At 72.4% G+C, this 14301-nt stretch carries 9 protein-coding genes; 5 read left to right on the plus strand and 4 right to left on the minus strand.

Going from position 1 to position 14301, the window contains the following annotated elements; all coding sequences use genetic code 11:
• Positions 1 to 724: 724 nt before the first annotated feature.
• The 3 genes from ACWEFJ_RS35595 to ACWEFJ_RS35605 all read left to right on the plus strand — a co-directional run bounded on the left by ACWEFJ_RS35595 (position 725) and on the right by ACWEFJ_RS35605 (position 5864).
• Entirely contained in the window at positions 725 to 2239 is a 1515-nt protein-coding gene (locus ACWEFJ_RS35595) for a tyrosinase family protein (protein WP_449716454.1), read from the plus strand.
• A 598-nt stretch (positions 2240 to 2837) separates the two neighbouring features.
• The gene (locus ACWEFJ_RS35600) at positions 2838 to 3206 is read left to right on the plus strand and encodes a hypothetical protein (protein ID WP_378097964.1); all 369 of its coding nucleotides are present in this window, start codon (positions 2838 to 2840) and stop codon (positions 3204 to 3206) included.
• Between the two features lie 423 nt (positions 3207 to 3629).
• Positions 3630 to 5864, plus strand: a complete 2235-nt coding sequence (locus ACWEFJ_RS35605) for a hypothetical protein (RefSeq protein ID WP_449716455.1) — start codon at positions 3630 to 3632, stop codon at positions 5862 to 5864.
• Between the two features lie 147 nt (positions 5865 to 6011).
• Here the strand turns inward: ACWEFJ_RS35605 and ACWEFJ_RS35610 are convergent, their stop codons facing one another.
• A complete protein-coding gene (locus ACWEFJ_RS35610) occupies positions 6012 to 9698 on the minus strand; it encodes a wHTH domain-containing protein (RefSeq protein WP_449716456.1) in 3687 nt (1228 codons plus the stop codon).
• Positions 9699 to 9981: 283 nt separating this feature from the next.
• Positions 9982 to 10467 carry a hypothetical protein gene (locus ACWEFJ_RS35615; RefSeq protein WP_449716457.1) on the minus strand — a complete coding sequence of 162 codons (486 nt, stop codon included), beginning with the start codon at positions 10465 to 10467 and terminating at the stop codon, positions 9982 to 9984.
• 463 nt (positions 10468 to 10930) lie between these two features.
• Here ACWEFJ_RS35615 and ACWEFJ_RS35620 point away from each other — a divergent pair, with 463 nt between their 5' ends.
• Entirely contained in the window at positions 10931 to 12370 is a 1440-nt protein-coding gene (locus ACWEFJ_RS35620) for an RICIN domain-containing protein (RefSeq protein WP_449716458.1), read from the plus strand.
• 63 nt (positions 12371 to 12433) lie between these two features.
• On the opposite strand, the gene ACWEFJ_RS35625 is transcribed toward ACWEFJ_RS35620, so the two are convergent.
• Positions 12434 to 13003: a TetR/AcrR family transcriptional regulator gene (locus ACWEFJ_RS35625; RefSeq protein ID WP_449716459.1), complete on the minus strand. Its 570-nt coding sequence runs from the start codon at positions 13001 to 13003 to the stop codon at positions 12434 to 12436.
• An 89-nt stretch (positions 13004 to 13092) separates the two neighbouring features.
• On the opposite strand from ACWEFJ_RS35625, the gene ACWEFJ_RS35630 reads away from it, so the two are divergent.
• Positions 13093 to 13524: a DoxX family protein gene (locus tag ACWEFJ_RS35630; protein WP_449716460.1), complete on the plus strand. Its 432-nt coding sequence runs from the start codon at positions 13093 to 13095 to the stop codon at positions 13522 to 13524.
• Positions 13525 to 13551: 27 nt separating this feature from the next.
• Here the strand turns inward: ACWEFJ_RS35630 and ACWEFJ_RS35635 are convergent, their stop codons facing one another.
• Positions 13552 to 14259 carry a TetR family transcriptional regulator gene (locus tag ACWEFJ_RS35635; protein WP_378098375.1) on the minus strand — a complete coding sequence of 236 codons (708 nt, stop codon included), beginning with the start codon at positions 14257 to 14259 and terminating at the stop codon, positions 13552 to 13554.
• Between the last annotated feature and the right edge of the window lie 42 nt (positions 14260 to 14301).

Below are 14301 nucleotides of genomic sequence, written 5' to 3' on the forward strand. Positions count from 1 at the left end.
GGTGAGGTCGGCCGCGCGACCGAGCCGTGCCGGGGCGGCGGCCCCCGGCCCTCCTCCACCGCCGACAACGGCCGGAGGCCGTGGAGCCCGTAGTGTCCGATTTCGAGTGGCCGAGGACATTTCCGTAAACCCGTGCCTCCCACTGCGGAGTCAGGGCGCTGCGCCAGTTCTACGTTCGCCACCTCGAAGTCGACCCCGCCGAATTGGCAGCTGCGCCCCAATGGCTGCCGGACCGGGCGCGGCGCAACAAGAATGCCGCAGAGCGGTGTGGAGTGGTGCGCGCACTGCCATATCTCCAGTCATATCAGGGACGAATCCGCTGCGGTGGCCGGGAATCGGTGGCAGGCGTCGAGCGGGATGACAACGACGCGAGGCGGATGATCGAGCGCGTATCTCGAGGAGGGTGGCGACCTCTGAGCTGAGTCCGTCGCAGGAACCGGATCGCCGTGCCGGTCCGGTCGCGCCCTGCGCGGGTGCGAGACCGGTGGAGCGAGCGCCGAGTACACCCGAATGGTGGGCTCGGGATGCCGAGGGGGCACCCGGGTGGCGTACTGGCGGGAGCGAGAACCACAGGAGGAACCCCGCCGCACGATCCTGCGCCGACACCACCGCTCCGGTGCCCGCCGACGCGGTCGACGGACTCGTCCACAACCCGCCGGCGGCCTGGTGGACAGGGGGACGAGCGGCGGCGCACCGCATCGACACGGATGGGAAGAAGCCCCTCATGAACGACGCGCCCGCCACCCGCACCCGTCGCGATGTCGCGACGATGACGAGCGACCCGGACAACTGGCACCCGGACATCCTCTGGTACGCCTACGCGGTCGGGGAGATGATGAAGGACTACGACGAGGACCCGCGCAGTTGGCGCTGGCAGGCCAACATCCACGGTTCGGGGAGTCCGGACTCGAGCACGAAACCCCCCGACGGGTGGAACCCCGAGTGGAACCAGTGCCCGCACGGCGGCTGGTTCTTCCTGCCCTGGCACCGTGCGTACCTGTACTACTTCGAGCTGATCGTGGGCCGGGTGGTCCAGAGGCTGGGCGGGCCGCGGAACTGGTCGCTGCCGTACTGGAGCTACACGCGGGTGGCGGGCGACGACCCGATGAGCCCGGCGTCGAAGGAGTTCCGCAAGCTCCCGGCGGCGTTCCGGCAGCCCGAGATCCGCGACCTCAGGCAGGGGCCCACCGCGGACGTGCGGTACATGGCCAACCCGCTGCACGACTGCATCAAGCGGAGCGAAACCGCCAATGCCGGCTTCGGTGCGGCCTGGGAGTTGGTCGACCCGACCACGGCCATGCGGGCCAAGGTGTTCCCCGGCGTGCGGCCGGACTACTTCGGCAGCAAGGACACCGGATCGGACATGCCTCACGACGCGGCCGATTTCGGTGCCCTGGAATCGGTCCCGCACAACAAGATTCACCTGTTCGTGGGTGGCTGGATGGGGGTGTTCGTCTCGCCCCGCGATCCGATCTTCTGGCTCCACCACGCCAACATCGACCGGCTGTGGGAGTCCTGGATCAGGCGCGGCGGCAAGAACCCCGAGGCCAAGGCGTGGCTCGACAAGGAGCACTCCTTCCGCGACGAGAACGCCAAGAAAGCCGGCAAGAAGTCCAAGGACATGCTCACCCCGGAGGCACTGGGCTACACGTACGACAACTACGACGTGTGGACCCGCCCCGCCGTCGGCCCGCAATGGCGCAGCCTGCAGGTGACCGGCGCCGTCCCCGGGAACCCCGACCGCATCCTCGGCCGCGCGGACACGGGCTCCGAACTGGGCTCCCGACCTCAGGCCGTGCCCCTCCAGGCCGAGAGCGGCGGGATCGACGCCCTCGGTGTCGCCGTGCAGAGCGACACCCCGGAACGAGTGATCCTCACCATCGGCGACCTGCGGGCCGACGAGTCGCCGGGGACCACCTACCGGGTGCTGCTCGGGGCCGCGGAAGGGGACGACGACCTCAGCGCCGACAGCCCCTACTTCGTCGGGCACCTCGACTTCTTCGGCGCGATCGGCGGCGACATCCACCACCACGGCGGCGCCGGCCTGACGCTGCGCTTCGACGTCACCGATCACCTGGCGCACCTGCGGGAGGAGGGCCTGTGGGACGGCGGCGGCATCCCGTCGGTGATCCTGGCGCCCGTGCCTCTCGAACCGGCCGGCGAGGACGCCGCCGAGGCCACGATCCCGGCCCCCGCCTCCCGCCCGCGATTCGGCAGCGTGACCCTCAGCTCCACCTGACACAGGACGCCACGGACCGGCACGGAGCCCGGCAGCGCCGCTTCCCCGTGAGGGCCGGCGCGGCTGCGCGACGACGTCACCGGCACCCGGCGGGCCGGCGCGATCCCCGCCACCGCGCACGCGCGGTCGCCGTGCCGCGCCCGGGCCGGGACGGTGCCCATCGGCGTGCGCGTACCGGCCGCCCGCCCGGCGCTCCACCGCACGATCCTCACCGTGACACGCGCGGAGGACGACGACCGCGGGTGCGATTCCGCGCGTGCGTGGACGCCCTCACCGCGGTCTCCGGGCACTTCCGCGACCTCGCCCGACCTCCCCGCCCGGTAGCGGCGCACGGGTAAACGCGCGAGGCGTAACACCTTGACCCCAACCTCCGACGTGAGCAGGGGGTTCGCTCGCGTCCCCGCGATACGCGGTATACGGCTCCCATGCATTTTCCGTATCGACTCATCGGAATACCCGTCCGGTACGATTCACTCGTCCTGCACGTGCAGCAGCACGTGCAACGGGGTACCAACATGGCGCGATGAGAACGCATGGGTGCGGTGCGGGAGGCGCGCACCCGGATTCATGACGGTGCGATGAGGCGGTAAGGGTGCATATGAACGACGCATTGAGGCACAACGCGCTCGTCGCACTCACGGCACACCCCGAATTGCGCGGTCTGGTCGAGCTGATCCGCCGCGGGTGGCAGGTCGTGCCGCTGCTCGACGAGGTGGGTCAGGTCGTCGAGATCCAGGGCACCAAGGGCTGGCCGGGGAGCCTGCACGTGGACGTCATCCGCATCCGCGACCGCGACGACGTCCAAGGGCTGCGCAGCGACGGCGAGCAGCCGCCCCGCCTGCTGTGGGTCCGCCACGGCGCGCTGGACGAAGTCGTGGACGACCTGCTCGCGCTCCCGGCGCCGGGCACGCGCGCCGCGCCGCAGCTCGCCGCCGGACCGGTCGCGCCGCTGTGGTCCGTCGAATGACCCCGCGCATGGGCGGCTCGCGCGCCGGCGCCTGACGGGGTCCGGCCGCCACCCGCGGGAATGCGCCGCGACCAACCGGTAGAGCGGCTCCTGTGCCCGTCGTCGGCGCGCCGGCCGGTCCCGTGCCAAAGCGGCCACTCAGGGTAATTGTCGCCGTAGCGCGGAGTGTTACGCTCGATTCCCGGCGCACCGCGGACCGCCGGAGGCCGGGTGGTCGAACCCCACGATGCCCGGGAACGACCCGATGTCCGTGCACCGCACGAATCGCGCGTACTCCGAATACCGACCCCGACGGTGCTCGCCGGGCACGCGGCGTCGAAGCCTGCCCGAAATTCCCCCTGCCGACGCAGTTTTCCATTCCGGGAGGACCGAGCGATGACCCTGCTTCCGCGAAGACGCGGCACGATCCGAACAATTCTCGGCGTGGCGACCGTGGTCCTGCTGTTCGCGGGAATCCACTCCGGAGCCGCCGCGGGCGCGCCCGCCACCGCGGCGACGCTCGACGCGTGGCACGCGACCATGGCCCGGGTGGGGCCGCCGGCGACGCCCGGCTGCTTCACCGCCGACTACCCCGGCCTGGCCTGGCGGGAGACCGCGTGCGTCGCCCCGCCGGCGGCCCCCATGGTGCCGAAACGGCCGGCTCCGCCCAACGCCCGCATCGGCAGCGGCTACGACATCGTGGCGCAGGCGCCGACCGCGAGCGGCGTGATCACCCAGGCGACGGGGTCGTTCGAGGGCGTCACCGGCGTGAGCAACGTGCGGTCGCCCCTCAAGGAGGGCGGCGCGCCGGTGCCGAACGCCTACAGCCTTCAGCTCAACACCAACTTCTTCGCGGCCGCGGAATGCGCGGGCGCGGCCCAACCGACGCAGTGCACCGGTTGGAAGCAGTTCGTGTTCGCCAACAGCGGCACCACGGGCCGGATCTTCGTCGAATACTGGTTGCTGGTCTACAACAACCCCTGCCCGGCCGGTTGGGTCGAGTACCCGCCGTACCTGCCGGAAATCTACTGCTACCAGAAGTCGGCGGCGACCGAAACGGCGAACGTGCCGATCACCGACATCGCCAACCCCAACCTCGCGCTGACCGGCGTGGTGAACACGGGCACCGACACCGACACCGCGATCTTCCACAACGGGACCAGCATGATGGCGTCGGTCGCGCCGACCCGGACGCACGTGCTCGCGCCCGACCCCGGCTGGGTCAAGGCGGAGTTCAACGTGTTCGGCTTCGGCAACGCCTCCACCGCCGAGTTCAACACCAACCCCGGCGACCCGACCGCCAACCTCACCGTCCGCACGAGGATCAACCACGGCGGCACGGAAGCGCCCCTGTGCCGGGTCGACGGCTTCACCGGCGAGAGCAACAACCTCAACCTCGGCGCCGCGCCGGACTCGGTGGCGCCGGGCGGCCCGGCCGTGATCTTCAACGAGAAGACCGGCGACGCCCTGGCCGACGGGTGCAACGCGGCCGTGACCATCGGCGACACCCACCAGCGCACGTTCGCCGGCCTGCTCTACGACTTCCAGGCCACCGGCGACTTCGTCGAGGCGCAGGTCGGCAGCGCGTTCGAGGTCCAGACCCGCAAGGTGTCCGGCGCTCCGTCGTGGCCGAACGCCTCGGTCAACCGGTCGGTCGCCACGAGGATGGGCACCACCAGGGTGGCGCTGTGCGACGGGACGCGCCTGGTGGTGGACGGGCGCGCCACGGAACTCGCGCCCGGCGCGGCGGTGCTGCTGCCCGGCGGTGTGGGCATCCGCCGCGACGGCAACCGGTACCTGGTCCGGGACCAGGCCGGCAACAGCGTCCGCGTCACCGCGAACACCGGCGCGAACCCCGTCTACTCCGACCTCCAGATCGGCCTGGGCACCTGGCCGGTCACGGTGCGCGGCCTGCTCGGCAACCCCGACCACAACCCGAGGCTGCTGGAGGCCAAGGACGGCACCCGGTTCTCCATCCCGATCTCGTTCAGCGACCTCTACACCCGGTTCGGCGCCAGTTGGCGGGCCAACCCCGTCACGTCGCTGCTGCAGGCGTGCGACGCGGTGAGCGTCGGCAACCCGTCCGGCCCGTTCTTCACCGGCCACCTCGACCCGACGGTGCGCCAGCGGGCCGAGGCGGTGTGCCGGCAGGCCCAGGTCCCGGCCGCCTGGCTGGACACCTGCACCCTGGACGCCGCCGTGCTCGGGCCCGGCGCGCCGGCCGTCTACGTCGGCCGGCCCGCGCCGGTCGTCAACGCCAACCCCGCGCCCGCCACGCACGCCGGCATGACGTGGACGGTGCTGGAACAGCGCTCCGACGGGATCGTCCGGGTGGGCAGCGACGCGCGCACCAACCCCTACCAGGGCGACACGGCGGCGACCACCGCCCTGCCCGTGCTGTGCCTGCGCGTGGACGGTCGCGCCGCGCCCGCGGGGATCCCGACCACCGGGTTCCACAGCTGGGCGTTCGGCGAGGTGAAGGTGACGGGCCCCGTGCCCGGCTCGGCCCTGACCAGCCGTGCGGCGGCGGACCAGGTGTGCGCCTCGGCGTTCGGCACGGGCTGGCGCACGGCCGAGTTCCACGACGGCGTGGGCTGGTCGCTGTGGGCGAGCGGCACCCTGCCCACCGGCCGCTTCTGGACCGCGATCAACGACCAACCCGCCAACCCCTGGAGCTGACCCGTCGGCCGCGTCCCCGTCCCGGATCGGGACGGGGACGCGGCGGGGGTTCAGCCCGGCCGCACCCGGCTGACCGCGCTGTGCGCGGCCGTGTGGGACCGTTCCGTCCTACCTGCGCAGCGCGGTGTGGAGTCCGGCCACAACGGCTCACGCGTACCGGTTGGCGAGCGGCACCCGGCGCAGTGCTTCGCGGATCGTCACGGCGGGGTGCGGCGACCGGTATCCCCGGGACCGGAACCAGTCCGCCGTCTCGACCAGGGTGGCGGAACGTCGGGCGGCGACCTCGATCAGGTGCCCGAGGGGCACCGGCCGGTGGATCGGCAACCACGGATTCCGGGCGTCGAGGTCGAGGGACACGGCGGTGAGGTCGAAGTCGGTCCCGTTCGGTGCGATGTCCGCCTCCACCTCGTGCCCGAAGCCGCGCAACCCGGCCACGACGTCTTCGAAGGGAAGGCGGAGGTACCGGGACGCGAGCACGACGTGCGGCCACGCCACCGGCCGAGTCGGGTCGAGCCACGGCCACGCGCCGTCGAGTTCCCGCGACAGCAGGAGGGCATCCTGTTCGGTGAAGCGGTCGGGCACCTCGAACGGGTAGTCGAACCCGCACTTCCGCAGGCGCTGGACGACTTCTCCGGCGGGCGTCCCGAGGGCGATCGACGCGGCCACCACGTGACCGGGCGGCACGACGGCGGCCCGGTCGAGCCACCGGGGCATCCCGGTGAACTGCCGGCTGAGGACGGCCAGGTCTCCGGCGTCGTGCGCTGCCACCGCGGGCTCCACCTCGATGCCGTAATCCGCGAGCCTGTTCTCGACGGACGCCCGACTCCGGTCGAGTTCGACGGTCAGCCACGTGACGTGCGCGGCCGGCACCACGGCCTCATCGGACAACTCCCACTCGAACAGGCTGAGATCCTGGGGTGTCATCCGGTCGGGCAGGTGATCCACGACCCTGACGTCGAACCCGTACCGGGTCAGTCGGTCGGCGGTCTCGGCCGGTCGCAGGCCGTGTTCGAAGCGCCCTCGGACGAATTGGCCGGGAGAGGCGCGGTAGGAGTGGCGGCCGGATTCGTGCAGGCCGTTCACCGAGTTCTGGACCAGGTGGATGTCGACGTCGGCGACGACCTGGGGAAACCGGTCCTCCTCCACTCCGTCGAGGCCGAGCAGGACGGCGCGCCGCGCCACCTCCCGCGGCGGCTTGCCGATCTCCTGGGCCACCTCGAGGACGTCGGCCGGTGTCATCTCGTCCGCCGACCGCCAGGAAGACCCCGACCGGTCCGTCTTCAAGATCATCACGTCGGACGGTTGAGGGGGCAGTACGGGGCCGGCGTCGACCAGTTCCGGGACCAGGCCGGTGAACTCCGCGAGCAGCGTGTTGGGGCTGTTGTCCAGCATCCGCCACAGCAGCACCGCGTCCGGGAATTGGTTCCGGGAGGTGTGCCACTGCCGACCGGACGGTCCGGAGCCGGTCCAGCCGGTCCACAGCACCTCGGGGTCCAGCGGGAACCGCCGGAGCCGGGGGTCGGCCCGCTCGGCGACCAGGTCCGCCAGTCGTGGCGTGTGCCACAGCACGTCGTCCAGCCAGTCGGAGTTCGGCAGGGAGGACCGGGCCGCGACCAGCTCCCCGATGCCCTGGACGAGCAGGTCCTCGACCCGCTCCGCCACGTCCTCCACGATCTTGGTCCGGTCGACGGAGAGCGACGGTGCCCGAGGGCCCGTCAGGTTCACCACCGCACCGCGGAATGCGCCCTCCCGGCCGGGATCGGCCAGCACACCGCTGCGCTTCTCCGGCTCGGCCACCAGGCCGTCCACCAGGATGGCCCCGCCGTGCTCGCACCAGGTCACCGCACCCCCGGCCGTCGGGAGCAGGGCCCCGTGCGCGTCGAGCCCACTCCGCCGGCCGAAGCGCCGGCGGTGTGGACGCAGCACGCCGGGCTCCCATTCGACCCGGTCGCCGTCGTCCTCGGCGACGGTGCGGAATTCGGCGATGCCGAGGAGTTGACGCAACACCTGCACGGACGACGTGGTGTTCCCGTCGCGCAGGTAGAGGCGCACCGTGGTGCCCGGACCGCCGCGGTCGGCCACCGGGTGGATCTGGAAGAGGTGCCCGGGTCCGGAGATGGTGGCGCGCAGCGTCTGCCCCGGCGTCCCGCCGTCGGGCTTCATCCGGCAGGTGGTCACGGTGATCTCGTCCGCGAGCATGAAGTAGCTGAGGACGCCGATGCCGAACCTGCTGTTGGGGAAGAACTCGATGGGGGGTTCCAGAGCCTGCCAGTCGGCCAGCTCGTCGCGGAACTCGGTGAGGTCGGCGAACCTCGCGCCGGCGCGGGAGAAGACGCCCTCCAACTCGGCTTCCCCCATGCCGACGCCGTTGTCCTCGCAGTCGAGGAAGGCGCGGCCGTCGCGGTCCACCCCCTGGGTGAACCTGATCAGACCCTCCCACGGGGAGTGCCGGTGGTGCCTGCGCCTCAGGTACTCCTCGCGGGCGCTGCGGTAGCGGCAGGCGTCCAGGGCGTTCTGGTACAGCTCCCGGACGGCCAGGGTGCGGTCCTGGTAGAGCTGCTCGCCCATCAGCAGCTCGCGGACGCGCTGCTCGTCGAGGGTGAACCGGCTCCAGCCGCTGAACTCCTCGGTCCCGTCCGGGCCCCTGGCCGCCTTGACCCCCTCGGCGAACGCCCTGGCCGGGAGCCGGCCGAGGACTTCCAGGCCGCCGTGGCGCTCGGCGGCCCGCCGCACGCCGTCCAGCAACGCGTCGACCCGCTCGGTGTGCTCGCGGAGCGCCTCGATCACCGCGCCGTGCTGGCAGGCCGCGTTGAGCACGACGTTGTCGGCCTCGGTGTCCCACCCGGCTTTGGCCAGCGTCGCGTGCAGGCGTGGCAGGTCCACCGGTGACGTGATGCCGAGGTGCCAGACGACCGTGTCCGTCAGCGCGACGACCGGGACCGCGGCCGCGTGCGCGACGCCGAGCAGCAAGGCCAACAGCGGTGTGCGCACCCGCTCCTCGCGGGCGGTGCCGGGGAGGATGCGCTCGTGCGGGCGGAACCGGCTGAGGCGTTCCGGGGCACACAGCTTGTGGGGCTCCAACCGGAGGGCGTACAGCAGTTCGCGCACACGCTCCACGTCGAAGACCTCGCCCAGGCCGGCGTCCGCGACCCGGACCTCCGCCAACAACGCCCCCACCGACGGCGGTTTGACGACTTCCGCGTGCTCCCACACCCACCGGTCGAACAGCCACCACCCGATCTCACGGCGGGCGTTCGAGCGATCGGGCAGCTCACGCAGCCCGGCGCGGTCGAGCAGGCGGAAGTGGCCGCGCAGGTACTTCTCGTAGGCTCGTCGGCCGTCGACGCCGGACAGCGTCAGGTCGGTCGGCCCCACGGCGCTCAGCTCGACCGCGGCCCGTTGCCAGAGCGCGTGGTGCAGCAGCGGCACCAGGACGAGCAGAGCGGCTTCGGCCGGGTCGAGGACCAGCGCGCCGGGTCCCAGCTTCTCGTTGAGCAACCAGCCGAGGCGCGCACCGAAGCGGTCGGCCAGTGTGCGGTCCGCCCACGGGTCGTCGGCGAGCACCGCGTCACAGCGGTCGCGGACGGCCGCCAACCGGCCGGCCACGTCGAGGAGCCGATCACGTGTCGCGGCGGGGTCCCGGTCGGGACGGACGTGCTGCCACAGCGGGGAGTCGCGGACGAACTCCACCCAGGGATCCGCGGGTTCCGCCGGGGCGGCCCCGGAGTAGGGGCCGTGGAAGTTCACCGTGCCGATGAAGCCCGCCAAGGCCGCAGCGCCGGTGAACGGGCCGCTGATCTCGTTGTGCGTCTTGTCGCCATCGAAGCCCGTCACGCCCGTTCCCCCTCCACCTCCGGCGGAGATTAGCGCGCGAGCCGACGTGAGCGAGCCTCGTGTCGCGGGCGCGCGGCGCAGTCGGGCGCACCGGTTCACACCTGTGTGCCCCACGCAAGTCACATCGGCCGGCGCGGCGGTGCGCAGTGGGAGTCGGGTCATCGGGACTCTTCGGGCCGGGATTCCTGCGCCCCGCAGTGTGCGGCCCTGATCCGGGTGGTCGTGCGGTGGGCCTCTCCCGGCGTGGCCGGGAGAGGCCTACTCGTGCCACCGGCGCAACGGGTCAGCAGGGCAGCGGGCGGGTGTTCCGCAAAGCCCAGCGCGCCACGGACTGGCCGTCGATGGTCTGGTCGACCAGGTACTCGCGGGCGCCCGGCGCGGAGACGCCGAACCGCCACGCGCCGTTCCAGTAGAACCAGGCGTCGACGCAGTAGCCCGGTCCGACGTAGAACGACATGGCCCGGCTCCAGTTGAGCGGCGCGTCGTCGGTGCGGCGGTGGCCCGCCAGGATCGCCTGGTAGTTGCCGGCCACGTCGTCCCTCGACACGCCGATCCCGTTCGCGGTCTCGTTGCTGATGTAGCTCGTCAGCGCGAGCGGCGCGACGGCCGGCCCCGCGTCCGCGATCGAGGCCGTGCCGTCCGCCGCCACCGCGAGCCATCGCGCGGGAGCGCCCGGCTCGGCGTTCGCCGGGACGGCGAGCGAGGTCGCGGCGACCACGGGCAGGAACAGCAGCACCAGTCGTCGGGCCAGGACGTTGATCTTCCTCATCGTGCCCCTCTTCTCCTCGTCCTGCGGCCGCTCGCGGTCCGGGCGGCCACGACGTCATCGTGCGGGCCCGGTCGGGTGAATCGCCCCGGAAATCCCCCAGTGCCTGGTCAACGGCAGTGCGCACGCGGTGTCACCGCGTGGGGGGCGCGGCCTGACCGGGGCCGGGACGCCGGGTGCGGAAAGCGTGTTCCGCGCCGGCCCGCAAGGTCTTGACAGTGGCGCGCCCCGGCCAACAAACTGGTCCGGCCAGGGGATGTTAACGCAAACATTTCGTCTCGCGGGTGCCACTCCGCAGCGGGCGCACCGCCGATCGTCGGGTGCGGGCGGGGTTCCCGCGGTCGTCGCGCCGTCGGCCCGCCACGCCGGCGCGTCGGCCACTGGTCCCGACGCGCCAGCGCACGGGTCGGCCCACGCCGGTCGCTGGCCGCTTCGACCCTGCGGTGGGCCGGACAAAGGAGTCCAGATGTCCCGCTCGTCCCCGAAGCGGTGGCGCGCCGCGCTGGCCGGCGTCGTCGTCGGCCTGGCCGCGGTGGTGCTGCCCGCCGGCCCGGCGCACGCCGCGCCCGTCACCGTCGACGTGGGTGTGCAGTTCACCGACACCGGCGGCAACCTCGTCCAGGCGCACGGCGGTGGCGTGATCAAGGTCGGCGCCTACTACTACTGGTTCGGCGAGAACCGGCACCCGGACAACCTGTTCCGGGCCGTCTCGGTCTACCGGTCGACCGACCTGAAGACCTGGGAGTTCCGCAACAACGTGCTGACCCAGAACAGCCACGCCGAGCTGCGCACCTCCTGGGTGGAACGGCCCAAGGTGATCTACAACGCGGCCACCGGGCAGTACGTCATGTGGATGCACTGGGAGAACGGCCAGGACTACGGCGAGGCCCGCGCGGCGGTGGCGTACTCGTCCACAGTGGACGGGAACTACACCTACCAGGGCAGCTTCCGGCCGCTCAACCACATGTCGCGCGACATCACGCTGTTCAAGGACGACGACGGCACGGCGTACATGGTCTCGGCCGCGCGGGAGAACTACGACCTGCACATCTACCGCCTCAACGCCGACTACCGCGGCGTGGCGGCGCTGGTGGGCAACCCGTGGCCGGGCGGGCACCGGGAAGCCCCGGCGGTGTTCAAGCGCAACGGCGTGTACTTCATGCTCACCTCCGGCGCGACCGGGTGGTCGCCGAACCAGGCCAAGTACGCCACGGCCACCGGCATGTCCGGGCCGTGGAGCGCGATGCAGAACGTCGGCGACTCCACCACGTACCGCTCGCAACCGGCGTACGTGCTGCCGATCCAGGGCAGCCAGGGCACCTCGTACCTCTACCTGGGCGACCGCTGGGCCGGCGCGTGGGGCGGGCCGGTGGTGGACTCCGCCTACGTCTGGCTGCCGATCACGTTCCCGAGCAACACGACGATGAACCTGACCGACGCGGGCCAGATCGTCATCGACACCGCGGCCGGGACGATCGGCGCCGTGGCGCTGACCTACAACCGGATCTCCGTGCGGCACTCCGGCAAGTGCCTCGACGTGGCCAACGCGAGCGGGGCCGACGGGGCGGCGTTGATGCAGTACCCGTGCAACGGCGGGCAGAACCAGCAGTTCCGGTTGCAGGCCGCCGGCGGCTACCACCAGATCATCGCCCGGCACTCCAACAAGTGCCTGGACGTGAGCGACGCGAGCACGGCCGACGGCGCGGCGGTGGTGCAGTGGAGCTGCGGCTCCGGGCAGAACCAGCAGTGGTCGGTGGTGGACGTCGGGTCGGGCTACTCGCGGCTGGTCGCGCGGCACTCGGGCAAGTGCCTGGACCTGCCGTCGGGCTCGCAGGACAACCTGCAGTTCAAGCAGTACCCGTGCAACGGCGGGCAGAACCAGCAGTTCCAGATCACCCGCGTCTGAGCGCGGTGCGGTGGTGCGGGGCCGCCGGTGTCGCGGACCCGCACCACCGGCTCGTGCGCGGCGTCAGCCGATGCGCATGGACGTGATCATGCGCCGGGCCAGCGCTTCCGGGTCCGGGTCGGTCGCCAGGGCCGAGCCGGACAGCGCGCCCGCGCGCCACAGCGAGGCGAAGCCGTGCACGAGCGACCACGCGGCCAGGGCGGTCGCGCCGGCCTCCTCGCGGTCGTGCTCGGGCAGCTTGTCCGCGACGCCCGCGCGCAGCAGGTCGCCGGAGCGGGTGCGGGCGGCGATCAGCGCCGGGTCGTCCGGGTGCAGCAGGTCGTTGCGGAACATCACCTCGAAGTGGCCCGGGTTGCGCAGCGCGAACCGCACGTAGGCGACGGCGAGTTCGCGGAGGTCCGGCGCGGCGCGGCCCAGCTCGTCGGCCAGCAGGCCGAAACCCTCCACCGCCAGCTCGGTGAGCAGGCCGCGCCGGTCGCGGAAGTGGTGCGCGGGCGCGGCGTGCGAGACGCCCGCCCGGCGGGCCAGCTCGCGCAGCGACACCGAGTCCACCCCGCCGGCGGCGATCTGCTCGGCGGCGACGGTCAGCAGCGCGGCCCTGAGATCACCGTGGTGGTAGGAGCCTTTGGCCATGGCGGCCATCCTGCCGCGTCGACTTGTCATTGACAAGATGAGCGGTCCGCGCCTAACTTGTCGGTGTCAAGATTCGTGGGGAGGCACTCATGGCACCGCTCGTCGTGTTGATCGTCGTCACCGGGCTGGCCCGGCTCGCCGGCCTGGCCGTCGACTGGTTCGACTCCTGGGCGCACGCCGCCCAGGCCGGTCTCGCCGCGATGTTCCTGCTGACGGCGAGCGCGCACTTCACCCGGCCCCGCCGGGACCACCTGATCGCCATGGTGCCGCCCGGCCTGCCTGCCCCCGCCGCGCTGGTGACGATCACGGGCGTGCTGGAGCTGCTGGGCGCGGTCGGCCTGCTCGTCCCGCCCACCGCGCCGGTCGCGGCGGTCTGCCTGGCGGTGCTGCTGGTCGTGATGTTCCCGGCGAACGTCCGCGCGGCCCGCGCCGGCGGTGGCATCAGGACGATGCCGCTGCCGCTGCGCACCCTGGTCCAGCTGGTCTTCATCGCGGCGTGCGGCGTGGTGGTCCTCGGCTGAGCGCCGGTCCGGGCGGCGGGCGGGTGTTCAGCCGGTCGCGCTCAGGCGGTCGAGCCATTCGCCGAGCAGGTGCTGCTCCCCGTCGCTGAGCACCGTCTGCTCGGGCAGGACGGCCCTGAGCGCCCTGGCCGCGCCGGCGGGGCCCGCTTCCCGCACGGCGGGCTCCTCGAAGGTGACGGCGGAGACCATCGCCTCGCGCAGCGCGGTCAGCAGGGCGCGGTCGCGGCGGTCCTCGGGCAGGGACAACCAGGTGAGCACGGCGCCGCGCGCGGTCGCGTGGATGAGCGAGGCCGCCAGTTCCTCGTCCACGCGCAGCCGGCCGCACGCGGCCAGCCGGTGGATCCGCCGCAGCAGGATCTCCATGCCGGCCCGGAAGGCGGCCGAGTCGGCGCCGCGCCGGGGTTCGCCGTACATCAGCACGTACAGCTCGGGGTTGGCGAGCCCGAACCCGACCGAGAGGTCCCAGCCCGCGCGCAGGTCCTCGACCGGGTCGCGGGGGACGGCGTCGGCGTGCTTGGCCGCGAGGAACCGGGCGTAGCCGTGCTCGGCCACCGCGTCGAGCAACCCGTCCTTGTCGCCGAACAGGCGGTAGATCGCCGGCGGCTGGAGCCCGGCGGCGGCCGCGACGGCGCGCGTGGTGACCGCGTCCCGCCCTTCGCGCGCGAGCAGCTCCGCGGCCGCCTCGACCACCCGCTGCCGGGCGACCTCGCGGCCCGCGACCTCCACGTCGTCCACATATCAACGATAACACGATCTTGCTTCCGCTGATGTTTCCAG

The organism is Actinosynnema sp. NPDC004786, from assembly GCF_053601135.1.